The organism is Microtetraspora sp. NBRC 16547, assembly GCF_030268965.1.
Lineage (GTDB): Bacteria > Actinomycetota > Actinomycetes > Streptosporangiales > Streptosporangiaceae > Microtetraspora.
In genome coordinates this window covers 66,013-81,359 of sequence record NZ_BSSE01000027.1, presented here as the reverse complement: position 1 = coordinate 81,359, position 15,347 = coordinate 66,013, and the positions used below count along the sequence as shown (strand labels likewise).

The 15,347-nt window shown below is 70.1% G+C and carries 11 protein-coding genes and 1 pseudogene; 9 read left to right on the top strand and 3 right to left on the bottom strand.

Features of this window, described 5'->3' with window-relative positions; genetic code table 11:
• Positions 1–52: 52 nt before the first annotated feature.
• The 4 genes and pseudogenes from QSK17_RS28820 to QSK17_RS28805 all read left to right on the top strand — a co-directional run bounded on the left by QSK17_RS28820 (position 53) and on the right by QSK17_RS28805 (position 4,503).
• The gene (locus QSK17_RS28820) at positions 53–727 is read left to right on the top strand and encodes a response regulator transcription factor (RefSeq protein ID WP_285708576.1); all 675 of its coding nucleotides are present in this window, start codon (positions 53–55) and stop codon (positions 725–727) included.
• Entirely contained in the window at positions 717–2,225 is a 1,509-nt protein-coding gene (locus QSK17_RS28815; RefSeq protein ID WP_285708575.1) for a sensor histidine kinase, read from the top strand. Before QSK17_RS28820 ends, QSK17_RS28815 begins: the two co-directional genes overlap by 11 nt.
• 152 nt (positions 2,226–2,377) lie before the next feature.
• Positions 2,378–2,908, top strand: a complete 531-nt coding sequence (locus tag QSK17_RS28810; protein WP_285708572.1) for a copper chaperone PCu(A)C — start codon at positions 2,378–2,380, stop codon at positions 2,906–2,908.
• A 103-nt stretch (positions 2,909–3,011) separates the two neighbouring features.
• A pseudogene (locus QSK17_RS28805) lies at positions 3,012–4,503 on the top strand (pyridoxal phosphate-dependent decarboxylase family protein).
• 83 nt (positions 4,504–4,586) lie between these two features.
• Here QSK17_RS28805 and folP read toward each other — a convergent pair.
• Entirely contained in the window at positions 4,587–5,420 is an 834-nt protein-coding gene (folP, locus tag QSK17_RS28800) for a dihydropteroate synthase (protein WP_285708570.1), read from the bottom strand.
• A gap of 84 nt (positions 5,421–5,504) precedes the next feature.
• On the bottom strand, positions 5,505–6,374 hold the full coding sequence (locus tag QSK17_RS28795) for a LysR family transcriptional regulator (RefSeq protein WP_285708567.1): 870 nt from the start codon (positions 6,372–6,374) through the stop codon (positions 5,505–5,507).
• 401 nt (positions 6,375–6,775) lie between these two features.
• On the opposite strand from QSK17_RS28795, the gene QSK17_RS28790 reads away from it, so the two are divergent.
• The 3 genes from QSK17_RS28790 to QSK17_RS28780 all read left to right on the top strand — a co-directional run bounded on the left by QSK17_RS28790 (position 6,776) and on the right by QSK17_RS28780 (position 10,559).
• Complete coding sequence (locus QSK17_RS28790) at positions 6,776–8,002, top strand: neutral zinc metallopeptidase (RefSeq protein WP_285708566.1); 1,227 nt, start codon at positions 6,776–6,778, stop codon at positions 8,000–8,002.
• 110 nt (positions 8,003–8,112) lie between these two features.
• Complete coding sequence (locus QSK17_RS28785; protein ID WP_285708565.1) at positions 8,113–9,975, top strand: LCP family protein; 1,863 nt, start codon at positions 8,113–8,115, stop codon at positions 9,973–9,975.
• A 23-nt stretch (positions 9,976–9,998) separates the two neighbouring features.
• A complete protein-coding gene (locus tag QSK17_RS28780; RefSeq protein ID WP_285708564.1) occupies positions 9,999–10,559 on the top strand; it encodes a P-loop nucleotide/nucleoside kinase family protein in 561 nt (186 codons plus the stop codon).
• A gap of 128 nt (positions 10,560–10,687) precedes the next feature.
• On the opposite strand, the gene QSK17_RS28775 is transcribed toward QSK17_RS28780, so the two are convergent.
• A complete protein-coding gene (locus QSK17_RS28775; RefSeq protein ID WP_285708562.1) occupies positions 10,688–11,446 on the bottom strand; it encodes a TNT domain-containing protein in 759 nt (252 codons plus the stop codon).
• Between the two features lie 251 nt (positions 11,447–11,697).
• Here QSK17_RS28775 and QSK17_RS28770 point away from each other — a divergent pair, with 251 nt between their 5' ends.
• Positions 11,698–11,997, top strand: coding sequence for a TetR/AcrR family transcriptional regulator C-terminal domain-containing protein (locus tag QSK17_RS28770; RefSeq protein ID WP_285708561.1), 300 nt, complete (start codon positions 11,698–11,700; stop codon positions 11,995–11,997).
• Between the two features lie 793 nt (positions 11,998–12,790).
• Positions 12,791–15,235 (top strand): DUF222 domain-containing protein, encoded by a 2,445-nt coding sequence (locus QSK17_RS28765; protein WP_285708559.1) that lies wholly within the window; start codon positions 12,791–12,793, stop codon positions 15,233–15,235.
• Positions 15,236–15,347: the final 112 nt, after the last annotated feature.

Sequence of the window (15,347 nt, the reverse complement as noted above, 5' to 3'; positions counted from 1 at the left end):
ACCTGAGAGGGCTCTCAGCGAGGTCTCAGGCAGAACGCGCCAGGATGGGGCGATGCGGGTTCTGGTGGTCGAAGACGAACGAAGAATGGCGGCTGCCTTGAAAAGGGGCCTGCAGGCGGAGGGGTTCGCGGTCGACCTCGCCCACGACGGCGAAGATGGCCTGCACTGTGCCCGCACGGGCGAGTACGACGTGGTCGTGCTCGACATCATGCTGCCCAGGCTGTCCGGCTACAACGTGTGCAAGCGGCTGCGCGCCGAGGAGAACTGGGTGCCGATCCTGATGCTGTCGGCCAAGGACGGCGAGTACGACATGGCCGACGGGCTGGACCTCGGCGCCGACGACTACCTGGCCAAGCCGTTCTCGTACGTGGTGCTGGTGGCCCGGCTGCGGGCGCTGCTGCGACGCGGCGGCGGGCGGCGGCCGGCCGTGCTGTGCGCGGGCGACCTCTCCCTCGATCCCGCCCGCCGCCTGGTCGCGCGCGGGGAGACCGCCGTCGAGCTGACTCCCCGCGAGTTCTCGCTGCTGGAGTTCCTCATGCGGCGGCACGACGAGGTCGTCTCGAAGTCGGAGATCCTCGAACATGTCTGGGACACGTACGACACCGATCCGAACGTGGTCGAGGTGTACGTCGGCTACCTCCGGCGCAAGATCGACACGCCTTTCGGCAGGAACGCGCTCCAGACGGTACGCGGGGCCGGATACCGGCTGGTCAGCGATGGTGGCTGAGCCGTCGCCCCGGATCCGCGGCGGGCGGTTCCCCGCCGCCGGATGGTGGCGGCGCAGGAGCCTGCGGTTCCGGCTGACCGCGACCGCCTCGGCGATCCTGGCCCTCGCCCTGGCACTGTCCGCGTACGTCTTCGTGGGCGTCCTCAGCAAGGCGCTGGCTCAGACGATCGACGACGAGGTGTACCAGCACGCCCGCGAGGTGGTCGCGTTGGCCGACGCCGGGCGGCTCGGCGACCAGATCGTCACCACGGACAACACGATCGTCCAGGTGCTCGACGCCTCCGGGCGGATCGTCAACGCCACACCGGGCACCGACCGCCTGGTCCCCCTGCTCGGCGAGAGGCAGCGGGAGGCCGCGATCCGCTCGGGGCTCCCCCGCTTCCTGGACGGCCGGCCGTACGGGATCCCCGGCCCGCTGCGGGTCCGGGCGCTCAGCGCGGACGAAGGCCGCACCGTCATCGCCGCGCGGTCCTTCAAGGAGGTCCAGGGCAGCCTGGAGACCACCGGGCACGTGCTGATCGTCGGGACGCCGCTGCTGCTGATCCTGCTCGCGGCGGCGTCCTGGCTGATCATCGGCAGGACGCTGCGGCCGATCGCGCTGCTGCGCAGAGGCGCGGCCGAGATCAGCGGCACCGCCCGCGCCCGGCGGCTGCCGGTGCCCGAGGCGCGGGACGAGGTGCACTCCCTCGCTACCACGCTGAACGACATGCTGGCCCGTCTGGAGGCGGCCGGCGCCCGGCAGCGCGCCCTCATCTCCGACGCATCGCACGAGCTGCGCAGCCCGCTGGCCAGCATCCGGCTGCAACTAGAGGTCGCGCTCAGCCACCCAGAGGGCCAAGACTGGCGGGAGACCGCCGAAGGCGTGCTGGAGGACACGATGCGGCTGTCCCGGCTGGCCGAGGACCTGCTGGCGCTGGCCCGCCTCGACGAGGGGCGGACCGCCGGGCGCGAGCCGGTCGATCTCGCCGAGCTGGCCGGCCGGACCGTCGAACGGCACGGCGTCACCGGTGACCTCACGCCGGGCGTCACCGTGTACGGCGACGCCCTCGACCTCGGGCGGGTCCTGACGAACCTCGTCGCCAACGCCGTACGGCACGCCACCTCGACGGTGGTCGTCGGGCTGCGCACGGAGTTCGGCGGCACAGGGTCCGGAAGCACAGGGTCCGGAAGCACAGGGTCCGGAAGCACAGGGTCCGGAAGCACAGGGTTCGGCGGCGCAGGGAGCAGCGCTGGAGGGGGCGCTGGAGGAGATACGGCGGTGCTCACCGTGACCGACGACGGGCCGGGCATCCCGGAGGAGGACAGGGAGCGGGTCTTCGACCGGTTCACCCGCCTGGACAGCGCCCGCAGCCGTGACGACGGCGGCGCCGGGCTCGGCCTCGCCATCGTCCGCGAGACCGTGCGGGCCCACGGCGGGAGCGTCCATCTGGAGGACGCCGCGCCGGGTCTGCGCGCCGTCGTCCGGCTTCCCCTCGCCACGTCACACGAGTCCAGGTGACGCGTCCGGGTGAAAGGTCCGGGTGACGCGTCCGGGTGAAAGGTCCGGGTAAAGGCTCCGCCTCGGAGGCCGGGCCGCACGCCGCCCACAGCGCGACGATGGATACGTTATGTATCCGAGTGACCACAAATAGCGTGCGGGGGGCGTGGCTCATGGCGTGCGTTCGTAAATGGCTGCATGGGTGGCTACGGTGCACCGCGGCTGCGGTCCTGGTCCTCTCCGGCGCCGGTTGCGGCATCAGGAAGGACGAGGTCCTGGCGCGGAAACACCCCAGCAACGAGGGCGACAACACGCAGGTCGGCAAGATCAAGATCAGGAACGTGTCGATCGTCGGGCCCGCGCCGACCGCGCAGGAACCGGCCGGCGCCTCCGCCCCCGTCTACTTCACACTGATCAACGACGGGCCGACGGAGGACGCCCTGGTCCAGGTGAGCGCCGAGGGGGTGGCCAAGACCGTCGACATGTCGAAACCCGAGATCCCTATGGGCGCGCGGCAGCTCGTGTGGGTGGGCACGGGGCCGTACACCGTGACCCTGCGCGATCTGGTGCGGCCGCTCACCGTCGGCCAGTACGTCACCCTGCGGATGCGATTCAGGACGGCCGGAGAAGTGACGGTGCGCGACGTTCCGGTGAAGAACGCCGCCGTCGCCTCCACTCTCCCGAGCGCCTCATCGTCCGGTTGACCTCGGTCGCTCGGGGTGGTGCCGCCCGCCGAGTACCTTCTCTGACATCGGAGTCTCTAGCATCGGAGTCGCCCTCCGCTCTCCGTCCCCCCAAGGAGACCCGATGCTTCCCGAGTACGGTCGGCCGGTCCACGAACTGCTCAGCGAGCTGGCCGAGCTGAAGGCAGACGATCTGCCCGTCCGCGGCGGCAAGGTGACCGCGTACGTGTACGACACCGGCCGCCCCGAGGTCCACGACGCCGCGCACCGGGCGTATGCCGAGATGCTCGAGGTCAACATGCTCGACCCGACGGCGTTCCCGAGCATGGTCGAGCTGGAGAAACAGGTCGTCGGCGCGGTCGCGGGCCTGCTCGGCGGCCACGAATCCACCCCCGGGATCTTCACCGGCGGCGGGACTGAATCGATCATGCTGGCGGTGAAGGCCGCCCGCGACCACTGGCGCGCGACCAACGGCGCCAAGAGCGGCGCGGCGGGTGACTCGGCGGGTGCGGGAGCGGGTGGCGCGGCGGAGGTTCCGCAGCTCGTGCTCCCGGTGACCGCGCATCCCGCGTTCCACAAGGCCGCCCACTATCTGGGCGTGGAGGTCGTGCCCGTGCCGGTGGACCCGGTGACGTTCCGCGTCTCCGTGCCCGTGGTCGAGGCCGCGATCAGTGACCGGACGATCCTCGTCGTGGTGTCCGCGCCGTCCTATCCGCAGGGAGTGATCGACCCGGTCGCGGAGGTCGCCGCGCTCGCCTCGTCGCGGGGTGTCCTCTGCCATGTGGACGCCTGCGTGGGCGGGTGGCTGCTCCCGTGGCTGCGGGCGGCGGGGGCCGAGATCCCCGCGTTCGACCTCGGCGTTCCCGGGGTCACGTCGCTCTCTTGCGACCTGCACAAGTTCGGTTACGCCCCGAAGGGAGCCTCCGTCCTGCTCTTCAAGGACGAGGAACTGCGCCGCCGGGCCTACTTCGCCTCCGCCGCCTGGCCCGGATACACGATCATCAACGCCACGGTGCAGAGCTCGCGCTCGGCCGGTCCGCTCGCCGGGGCGTGGGCGACCCTCCAGTCTCTGGGCCGCGACGGCTATCTGGAGCTGGGCCGCAGGACCCTGGAGGCGACCCGGAGGCTGGTCAAGGGCGTGGCGGCGATCCACGGACTGCGCGTGCTGGGCCGCCCCGAGTCGTCCCTCGTCGCCATCGCGGCCGAGCCGGACAGCGGGATCGACATGTTCGTGCTGGCGGACGAGGCGCGCAGGCGCGGCTGGTTCCTCCAGCCGCAGTTGTCGTACGCCGGGATCCCGGCCAACGTCCACATCACGGTCACCGGCGTCACGCTGCTCGGCGTCGACGCCATGCTGGAGGTGATCGCCGAGTCGGCGGAGGCGGCCCGGCGCTCCGGTCGCCGCGGTGCCGGAGGGCCTGCCCGAGCTCATCGCCTCGGTGGACCTGGAGGCGCTGGACGACGCCACCTTCACCGAACTCGCCGCCTCGGTCGGCATCTCGCTCGACGGCGGCGGCCCGAAGGAGATGGCCGTGGTGAACGCCGTCCTCGACGCGCTGCCCGCCGAGGTCCGGGAGACGGTCCTGATCCGGTTCCTGTCCGGCCTCTACTCCTGACGGTCCCGCCTTCCCGATCAGGACGTTCCGGCCAGGACGTTCCCGATCAGGACGCTCCCGATCAGCACATAGGCGACGGCGGGTCAGGCGCGCAGGCGCTCGACGACGTCCAGGGCGGTGCGGGCGCCGGCGGCGTCGTGGACGCGGAAGACCCGCGCCCCCTGGAGGGCGGACACGGCGAGGGTGGCGAGGGTCCCGGCGTGGCGTTCCTCGACGGGGAGGCCGCCGAGCGTCTCGCCGACGAAGTCCTTGTTGGACACGGCCACCAGCACCGGCCAGCCGGTGGCCACCATCTCGTCCAGGCGCCGGCTGATCTCCAGGGAGTGCCAGGTGTTCTTGCCGAAGTCGTGCGCCGGATCGATCAGGACGGCGTCCTTGCGGACGCCCGCCGAGACGGCCTTCTCCGCCAGCGCGGTGGTGTAGCCGATCACGTCGGCCACCACGTCCGCGTACGCGATGCGATGCGGCCGGGTCCGCGGCTCGACCCGGCCGGCGTGCGCGCAGACGAGGCCGATGCCGTGCCGGGCGGCGACCTCCGCGAGACCGGGGTCCACCCCGCCCCAGGTGTCGTTGAGAAGGTCCGCGCCAGCCTCGGCGACGACCTCCGCGACCTCGGACCGCCAGGTGTCCACACTGATGATCACGTCGGGGTGGTGGGCCCGGACCGCGGCGACCAGGTCGGCGACCCGGCGGATCTCCTCCGCCGGATCCACCTCGTCACCCGGGCCGGCCTTGACGCCGCCGATGTCGACGATGTCGGCTCCCTCGTCGATCAGGCGCGAGGCCGCGTCGAGCGCGGCGCCGAACCCGAAGGTCGCTCCCCTGTCGAAGAACGAGTCGGGTGTGCGGTTGACCACCGCCATGATCGCGTAGTCACCGGGGCCGAAGGCCCGGCCGCGAAGGCGCAGAGTAGACATCTCGGCCAGATTACCTCCGTCACCTGAGGACACGATCAATGACCATCGGGGAATGCGGCGCGGGTGTCTTGGAGCGCTCCAAAGCTACGCGGCGGAGCCGCCCTCGGCGACGGCGAGGAAGTCCTGCGCCATGGGCGGAAGCCTCCGCCGGGCGTGCACCACCGCGATGACCTTCTTGAGCGCCGGGCTCAGGGGACGGACCTCCAGACCGGCCCGCGCGGCCTGCTCGGCCATCGCGCGGTACCAGAGCAGATGCGCGCCGACGTCCCTCACCGCGGCCAGCCAGCCGGCCCGGTCGTCGGACTCGACCGCCACGACGGGGCGGACGCCGTACGTCGTGAAGATGTGGTCGAACTCCCTGCGGCGCGGGCTTCCCGCGGTGGGCAGCACCAGGCGCATGCCGTTCAGCCGGGCCAGCGGCACGGGCTCGGGGAGTCCCGCGCCGGGAGGCGAGATCAGCACGATCTCCTGCCGCTCGACCGGATGGGTCACCAGGTCGGTCGGTACCGGCAGGTCGGTGAGGCCGAGATCCGCACGCTGCTCGCGCACGGCGCTGACCACGCTGTCACGCCCGTCGCAGCGCACGATCTGCACGCGGATGCCCGGATGCTCGGCCGCGTAGGCGGGCAGCAGCCGTCCGGCGAGACCCGGCTCCAGGCTGGGGGTGGAGGCGATGCGCAGCTCCACCCCGGCCGCGTGCGTGTTCGCCGCCAGCATCTCGATCTCGTGCACGGCGTCGAGCGCCTCACGGGCGAGCTTGACCACCCGCCTCCCCTGCGCGGTCACCATGACGCCCCGGCCCGAGCGCGCGAAGAGGGTCATGCCCAGCTCGCGCTCCAGGTCCCGGATCGCGCGGGAGAGTGCGGGTTGCGCGATGTAGAGAGACCGGGCCGCGTCGGTCATGGTGCGGTGCTCCGCAGTCGCGACCACATAACGGAGCTGCTGCAGATTCATGCGAGAAAAGCTAGGGCAGGAAGGCTCGACTATTCCGGAACATCGCAGAGATCACCTCGGGTGATTACCCTCCGCTCCCACTCACTGTGACATCCGTGACAGGTGTGAAATCAGTATGGTTTTGCCCAATATCCGGATAAAGGGGCAAAACTTTGGCGACGCAGTACCCTCCACCGCCGCCGCAGCGCAGGAATCCGTACCCGGGGCAACCCTCGGAGTTTCCGCCTCCGCCACCACCCGGCGGCCAGGGCGCGCCCTACCCGCCGCCTGGGGTGGCGCCCTATCCGCCACCACCCCAGGGGGCGCCGCAGGCCCCTCCGGCGGGCGGGGCGCAGGGTGTTCACCCGCCTCCTCCCGCTCCGCCGGCACCGCCGCAGGGCCCGCCGTACGGTGCGCCCGGAATGCCGAACGGGATGCCGCCGGGTGGACCGTACGGCCCGCCGCAGGGGCCGCCGCAGGGCGTGCCCTATGGAGTGCCCCAGGGCGTACCGCAGGGCATCCCGCAGGGCGCGCCTCCTGGGATGCCGCAGCCGCCTCCGGGTGGCGGTTTCCCCCAGGGGCCGCAGGGCTGGGCCCCGCAACCACAGCCCCCGGGCCCGCCGTACCCGCCGGGACCACAGCGGCCGGCCGGTCCGTACGGCCCGCCGCGCTACACGCCGCCCGGCTGGCACCCGAAGAAGAAGTCAGGCGCCGGTGCGATCGTCGGCGGAGTGCTGGGCGTGATGGCGCTCGCTCTCGTGGTCCTGTTCGTCGGCGCGGCACTGCTCAAGAACTCGGTGAGCAAGGAGGCGACCACGCCGATCGCGTTGCCGACGTACACCTACTCGCCTCCGCCGTACGGCAAGCCCACGTCGCAGCCCACCTCAAAGCCCACATCGCAGCCGACCACGGAGCCGACACCCCGGCCGGCGGTCAACCGGAGCCTGAAGGCCAACAGCCTCTACCTCGCCGGCGCCCTGCCGACGACGAGGTGCCCCGCTGGGAACGCCAGCATCTACAACCACGCGCAGTTCAAGGCGCTGATCATGAAGACCGGACAGTGCATGGGGAGGGCGTGGGCACCCGCGCTGGCCCGTGCCGGGATCACCTGGCGCGCCCCTGGCTACATGATCGCCGCGGGTAAGGGACGCGGCGCGTGCGGCGACTTCCCTTCCCCCGGGAGCAACGTGCCGTACTACTGCCCGCGCAACAGCACGATCTACGCCTCCACCTCCGCCATGACCAAGGAGTACGGCTCACTGGGTAACTGGCACGGCTACATCATCAGCATGATGGGCCACGAGTACGGCCATCACATCCAGAACATCAGCGGCATCTCCGAGCAGTGGTGGAGCCGCTACCTCGACACGTCGTCGAAGAGCACCAAGCTGGCCCTGACCCGTCGGCACGAACTCCAGGCGACCTGCTTCGGCGGGATGTTCATGCGCTCGGTGGCGACCACCTATCCGATCAACGCGAGCCAACGCAACTCCCTGCTGTGGGCCTACAACCACCTGGGCGACCCGCCCGGCGGGCCGCGCGATCACGGCAGCACGGCCAGCAATTACGGATGGTTCCGGCAGGGATACGTACGGCAGAAGGCCTACCAGTGCAACACGTGGGTCGTCGGCGGCTCAGAGGTCTCATAGTCCCTTATTTGGCTTCTGTCAGCCTTGTCGGGATATGGGGCTAGAATCCCTCGTCAATTCGTTCAACTTCGGATACCGGGCATTTGCCGACGAGACGGGAGCGGTTCACCATGCGCCGTGGGGACGCCATGGACGAGGCCGGGGACGGCCCGGAGGCACCGTCACAACCGCGCTCCCGGAAACGTCCGGCCGGGAACGCCCAGCGTGGGGCCGGAGACCCCGAGCGCGGCGCGGACAGCCACGGGCGCGAGCCCGGAGAACCACAGAATCCGGTCCCGCAGCGCGAGGGCGAGGGCCCGCAGCGCGCGGGCGACGCTCCCCGGAGTAAGGGCCAGGGGTCCCAGCGCGATGCGGGCGCCCCGCAGGCCCGGTCCCGGGCTCCCCAGCGCAATGCGGGCCCCTCGCAGGCCGGGTCCCGGGTTTCCCAGCGCAATGCGGGCCCCTCGCAGGCCGGGTCCCGGGTTTCCCGGGGCAAGGGCGGGGGACCGCGCTATGGGAAGCCGGTGACCACCGCCTCCCTCATCGGCTGGACCGCACTGTCGGCGATCGTCCCCGGTGCGGCACACCTGCGGGCGGGCAAGCGCCGTACCGGCTTCATCATGCTCGCTGTCTTCGGCGCGATCCTGGTCGCGGCGGTGGCCTACGGCCTGCAGTTCCTGTGGAACACCGGCGCGGTGCTCCGGCCGAGCACGCTCACGACGGTCATGGTCGCAGCGGGCGCGGGCGCCCTCGCCTGGTTCACCCTGATCGCCACGTCGTACATGGCGCTCCGCCCGAACCGCCTGCCTCGCAAGGGGCAGATCGTGTCCGGAATCGTCGTCGGCGTGCTGTGCGTCTCGGTGATGGCCCCGTTCGCGCTGACCGCGACCACCATCAAGACCGCGGACGACCTCCTCGACGACGTCTTCGTGCCCAACCCGGGCGGCCCGAGCCCCTCCCCCATCCGCGCGGAGGACCCCTGGAACGGGCGCAAGAGGGTGAACTTCCTCCTCATCGGCGCGGACGCCGCCGGCAACCGCGAGGGCGTGCGCACCGACTCGATGACCGTGGCCAGCGTCAACCTCGCCACCGGCAACACCGTCCTGTTCAGCCTGCCGCGCAACCTCCAGTACGTGCGGTTCCCGCCGAGCAGCCCGATGCACAAGCAGTTCCCCAACGGGTTCGACGCCGAGGGGCAGGGTCTGCTGAACGCCGTCTGGTACTACGCCGACAACAACCCGCAACTCATGGGCGGCAAGAACCGCGGCCCCGAGGCTCTGAAGGACGCAATCGGCTACACGCTCGGCCTGAACATCGACTACTACGCGATGGTCGACATGTTCGGTTTCGCCCGGCTGGTCGACGCCATCGGCGGGCTCCGCATCCGGGTCGAGCAGGACGTCAAGTGGGGCGGCCTCTACGGCACCGCCGGCACCATCAAGGCCGGTTACCGGAAGCTGAACGGCGAGGAGGTCCTCTGGTACGGCCGCTCGCGGGTCAACAGCGACGACTTCTCCCGCATGGCCCGCCAGCGCTGCGTGATCGGCGCGCTCGCGCAGCAGGCCAGCCCGGCCACCGTGCTCGCCAACTTCAACAAGATCGCCGCCGCCGCGCGGCACATGTTCCGCACCGACATCCCGCGCGATCTTCTGGAGCACCTGGTCCCTCTCGGGTTGAAGGTGAAGGACTCCAAGATCACCAGCCTCCAGTTCGTGCCGCCGCTCATCTACACCGGCAACCCCGACTGGGCCAAGATCCGCAAGATGACCATGAAGGCCATCCACGAGTCCATGGCGGACAGCCGTACCTCGGCCGCGGTCGTCACCGCGAGCCCGAGCGGGACGGGTGCGTCCGTCTCCACCTCCGGCTCGCCGGCGGCGGGCGCCTCGGCCGGCCCGTCCGTGGGCACCTCCGCGAGCGGCACGCCCCAAGCGGCCACCCCCACGCCCAACGACAAGGCCGCGAAGACGCTGTCGGAGCTCTGCGGGTTCTGACAGAGCCCGGACATGATGGAGGGATGAAAGCACCGCTCTGGATCGTGTCCGGGCCTCCCGGGGCGGGCAAGTCGACGGTCTGCTCGGCGCTCATGCGCCGGCTGGACCCCGTGCCCGCCCTGCTGGACAAGGACACGGTCTACGGAGCCTTCGTCGAGGCCACCCTCGCCGCGTACGGCAGGCCGCCCGGCGAGCGCGAGGGGCCCTGGTACGACCGGCACATCAAGCGGCACGAGTACGAAGGCCTGACCGCGGCCGCGTACGAGATCCGCTCGCACGGCTGCCCGGTGATGCTCAGCGGCCCGTTCACCTCGCAGGTGCACGACGCGGATCGGTGGCGTCACTGGGTCGCCGAGCTGGGCGGACCGCCCGTCCATTTGCTCTGGGTCCGCTCAGACGGTCCCACCCTGCGCGCGCGGCTGACGGAACGCGGGCTGCTCAGGGACGGCCAGAAGCTCGACCGGTTCGAGGAGTATCTCCAGGCCATCCGCGTGGACGATCCTCCGGCCGTGCCGTACATCGAGATCGACAACCGCCTCGGCGCCCCGTCCATCGAGGCGCAGCTGCGCGAGCTTCGGCCATGAGTCCCCGCCCTCAGGACGTGATTTCCGCGGGGGCCGCCCGCGGTTCGGAGCGGTCGTGTGATGACCGCCGTACGCCCTCCCGGCCGACGAGATGGCCGGGAGGGCGTGGTGTGATCGGCCGATGGTGATCAGTTCAGCCGCTTGAGATATCCGTTGTCGACCAGCCAGCTCACCGGCAGTTCCGCGGACGTCTGAGGTGCCTCGGGGAGGTGCTTGCTGAGCAAGTGGTACTGCGTTCCGACTCCCTTCTGCTGGAAGGCCGAAGCGGCCGGCCCGGAATCGACCGTGAACGCCTTGACGACCTCATAGGCGTGGTAGTTGCACAGATGCTGCGGGTCACCCGAGAAGGTGTTGAGATTGCTCGGCGGGAGGGAGCGCCGCACGTACGGCGTGCCGTAAGGCGCGAGGAAGGCCCCGCCCTCGCCGCCGAACCGGTCGAGCTTCGTCCCCACGGGAAGGACCTCGCTGGAGTTCAGCGGCCTGCTGTTGGTGTATCCCCCGGCATGGGCGAACCCGAAGTCCTGTGGATAGCGCCACCCGTTGGCCGAGTCGTTCCAGTAGCGGTAAATGAACGTCATCGGCGCCAGCCCGCCGAGAGGGGCGTAACCCTTCAGGATCCTGGCGATCCATCCGTCGCGCGGGAGGTACAGCGGACCCAGGTTCGGGTTGCCCTGGACGTACGGCGGGCCGCAGAGCTGCCCCACGGTGCTCGGTGCCTGCGCGACGACGGGCACGGGGGTGGGAGTTCTCTCCGGGCGCGAAAACGCGGGTGACCGGGTGCCCGCGACCGAGGCGGTGGCGTCCGCCTGGGCCGGGAAGCCCATGAGTGCCGCTGCGGCCATGGCGAGCACCACGACCAGCGGCGCTCGTCGAGAAAAACCTTGCACGGATTCTCCTGAAAGGACTCGCGTGGAGTTTCACCGGACTCGTCCGCTTCAATACGTAAATCCACCAGGATGGCACCGGAAATCGCGTTGACATATTTCAGGTGAATGCCGTCCTGGTGATTTCTCTTGAAGTGACGGGACCGTGCGTACCCGCGCATTCATCAGGAAGATCACAAGAAAATCACCAGAGCAGCAAAAAGACCGAGACAGCGAGGGTGATTACATGGAGCTTACTCGCCTAAATATCAACATTGCCGGAATCGAAATTCTCACGCCTCCGCCGAGGCGCCGAGTACGTTTTTGCCGCGCGCGACGGGACGCGAACCGGCCGCCGCGATGGCCGCACTGGACGCCCACGGCCTGATACCCACGGCCTGATCGATGCCCGCGGCGACCCCGCCCAGGCCGCCGGTCACCTCATGACCCTCACCTCGACCGACATCGCGATCCGCTCGTACTGGGGTGTCTGCCCACTCCCGCCGGAGGAGACCGACCGCATCGCCGCGGCCGGCGTCCGCGCCTTTCTGCGGGCGTACGGCCGTACGGACTGAGACGCACGGCGCAAGTGATTCTCCGGCCGGCCGCCGGTATTCGGCGCGGGCAGCAGCGGCTCGACCAGCCCCCGTTGGGCGCCAGTGAGATCGAAGGGGCGGTGGCGCTCGCGCGACACCCGAGCATGTTGGCGATCTTCCTCGACTACGACTGCACGACAGGCCGCCCCTTATCACCCCCTCTCAAACACTTAATTCCAAAGCACCACACTCCTAGCGTTAGCAGCATTCAGGACATCGCGGATATTCTCCACATTGAGCTACAGCTTGCCCCTAGCATCATTCTGGATGTTCCGCGACAAGTCGTTCGATCAACAACAGGGCGACGGCATTAACTTAAGACCTCCAATTTGCGCTGTAATACGTACTTAAAGGGACATCTTTCCAATTCTGCCGCAAAAGAATCAGCCAGTCACCCCTCGAAAACTGTTGCGAATACGTGTTCGAGTGTGGCATTATTCAGATGCGCGTTCGAATAGCCGGGGAGGGGGCGGGCGTGGCGGAGTTCTTCGGATCGTTGGAGTTCTTTTCGCGAGACGAGCGTCCTTCTCCGCCTGGGCCGTGCGATTCCGAGTGGTGGGATCAGATCACCTCGCGGGCGAAGTCCTGGAGGTCGGACGGCAGTTCAGCCCTTGCCCCCGACAAGGACTGCGCGGCACCCACGTCTGCGAGCAGCGGCACCGTCCACAACGGCGCTCCGGCCGCGGAGCAGCGGCCTGCTTCCGGATGCGGGAAAGCCTCCCACCGTGGAGGTGCCTTCGCCTATGGCGAGACTCCCCCCAACGGCGACGCCTTGCACACCGACGAAGGTCCGACCGAGAAGCAGCGTGCTTCCGGCTTCCGGGAAGCGTCCCACCGTGGAGACGCTCGTGGTCATGAAAGCTCCGGCAACGGCGAGACCTTCGATGACGGCGAGGCTCCGGCGGAGGAGCAGGCCGCTCCCGGTGGTGGCATGTCGTCGGGTCGGGTGTCGTGGCCGTTGGTGGCCTCGGTCCGGGAGACGGCCTCTGAGCTGGCGCTCGCGCTGGTGCCGGACTCGCCGGGGGTGTGTCTGGCCGAGGCGGAAGACCTGCTGTTCGCGCGGGATCGGCTCATCTCGGCGATCGCGGCGCGGGTGGAGCGGGTGCATGCCGCCGGTGAGGCCAAGGCGTGCGGGCATGCCTCCACCAAGTCCTGGCTGCGTACCGCTGCCGGGATGAGTGTCGCGGGCGCGGGCCGGATGCTGGCGCTCGCGGTGGAGCTGGCCCGCCTACCCACGGTGCGGGCCCGGTTCGCCGACGGCAGCCTGGCGGAGGGGTATGTGACGGCGATCTGCGCGGCGACCGGCCGGTTGACCGATGAGCAGGCCGCGCTGGCCGAGCCGATCCTCATCACGCTCGCCGAGCAGGCGACTCCGGCGGAGATCGCCCGGGCCGGCCGCTACCTGCACGCGGTGCTGAACCCTGATGGGGAGGCCGATGACGCCGAGGCCGACTACCGGCAGCGTTTCCTGCTTGTGCGGGAAAGCTCCACCGGCGGCCTGGAGGGGGAGTTCCGGCTGCCCCGGGAGGCGGGCGCGCGGCTTCGGGCGTTGCTGGATGCGTATGCCAAGCCCAAGGCCGAGGGTGATGACCGGCCGCTGCGGGTGCGGAATGCCGACACGCTGATCGCGCTGCTGGAACACCAGATCGGCACCGAGCTGCTGGTTCTGGTCAACGCCGAGTCCCTCCCCGACGACCCACCGGCAGCCCCCAGCCACGACACCCCGGCCCGGTGCACCCCGGCTCAGGGCACCCCGGCCCAGGGCGCCGACACGCAAGAGGCGGCCACGCACGACATGGCGGCCCACGACCACGGCGCCCCCGGCCGTGGTGTCTCCGGCCGTGGCGCCGACGCGCAAGCTGCTGCCACGCACGACGTGGCAGCCCCGGAGCGTGCCGACCACGACAGCGCCGGCTCCGAGGAGGCTGCCCGCGACAGGGCCGCCCAGGACAGCGGCGCACAAGACATGACAGCCCGCGAGAACACCGCTGCCCGCGAGAGCGCCGACTGCGAGGAAGCCGGCCACGGCACCACCACCACCCAGGGCGCGGCAGCCCGGGAGAGTACTGACCACGCCCAGAGCGGGCAGGGCACCGCCAGGCAGGACGCCGCCAGGCAGGATGCCACCATGCAAGGCACGGCCGCGCCGCAGGACGCGGCGGCCCGAGACACGGCTGCCGGAAAGACAACCGGCCAAGAGGCGGCCACCGACGGGGCAGCGGCAGCCGTTGGCGACTCGGCCGCCGATGACACCCAGACGCATCACACAGCTGCTCACCTCAGCGGCGCAACCACCACGGCCGCGAGTGCGACTGGCGCCAGGACCGAGAGCGGACCTCCCGCTACAGCCTCGACATCAAACACAGATGAGCCGCCCACAACACGACAAGAGCCGGACAAACCACGGCGCGAACGGGAGCCGTCCGCAAGCGAGCGGAACACGCCCGGGCAGGAACGCAGGCCGTCCGGCAAAGGTCGTGGCACGACCCGGGATGAAGCGTGCACGACAGCGGACGGACGAGACCGGACGCAAGCCACGGGCGGCCCATCGCGGGATACAGCGAGTACATCGCGGGATAGGCGAAGCACACCGCAAAACGCAGGCGGCGCGCCGCGGGACAGGCGAAGCACATCACAAGACGCAGACGGCGCGCCGCACGGTAGGCGAAGCACGCCGCAAGACACGGGCGGTGCGTCGCGCGGTAGGCGAAGCACGTCACGGGATACGGCGAGTGGGCCACGCGGTAGGCGAAGCACGTCGCGGAGCAGGCGGGTGTCTGACTGGGTGACCCCTGGCGGGCTGATCTCGGGCCGGACGCTGCCCGGCCTACTGCTGTCCACCGGGCAGTTCCTCCCCGTCACCGACATCCACCGCCTGGCATCCACCTCCAGCCTCACCCGCCTGGTCATGAACGCCGAAGGACGAGTCCTGGACGTCGGACGCACCGTCCGCCGCGCCACCAGAACACAGCGGCGAGCCATCCTCGCCCGCTACGCCACCTGCATGGTCGACGACTGCCACCTACCCGCCCACCTCTGCCAGATCGACCACGTCCAAAACTGGAGCGACGCAGGCGCCACCGACCTCGACAACCTCGGACCCACCTGCCAATTCCACAACCGCGACCGCTACCAACACCCCGAGCGCTACCAACTCCACCGCGTCGGCGACAACCGATGGGCATTCACCTACATCGGCCCCCGCCCCAATCGTTGATGGACCGGACACGGGCCCTCAGAGTCCCGAGAGGGGTCTGCCATACAAGCGCTGCCATACGAGCGCTGCCATACGACGCGGCGTATGGCACTGACGGCAGCGCTCGCTACAC

Coding starts and splice junctions, on each gene's coding strand:
- QSK17_RS28820 (WP_285708576.1), top strand. CDS start 53: ATGCGGGTTCTGGTGGTCGAAGACGAACGAAGAATGGCGGCTGCCTTG.
- QSK17_RS28815 (WP_285708575.1), top strand. CDS start 717: ATGGTGGCTGAGCCGTCGCCCCGGATCCGCGGCGGGCGGTTCCCCGCC.
- QSK17_RS28810 (WP_285708572.1), top strand. CDS start 2,378: ATGGCGTGCGTTCGTAAATGGCTGCATGGGTGGCTACGGTGCACCGCG.
- folP (WP_285708570.1), bottom strand. CDS start 5,420: ATGTCTACTCTGCGCCTTCGCGGCCGGGCCTTCGGCCCCGGTGACTAC.
- QSK17_RS28795 (WP_285708567.1), bottom strand. CDS start 6,374: ATGAATCTGCAGCAGCTCCGTTATGTGGTCGCGACTGCGGAGCACCGC.
- QSK17_RS28790 (WP_285708566.1), top strand. CDS start 6,776: ATGCCGAACGGGATGCCGCCGGGTGGACCGTACGGCCCGCCGCAGGGG.
- QSK17_RS28785 (WP_285708565.1), top strand. CDS start 8,113: ATGCGCCGTGGGGACGCCATGGACGAGGCCGGGGACGGCCCGGAGGCA.
- QSK17_RS28780 (WP_285708564.1), top strand. CDS start 9,999: ATGAAAGCACCGCTCTGGATCGTGTCCGGGCCTCCCGGGGCGGGCAAG.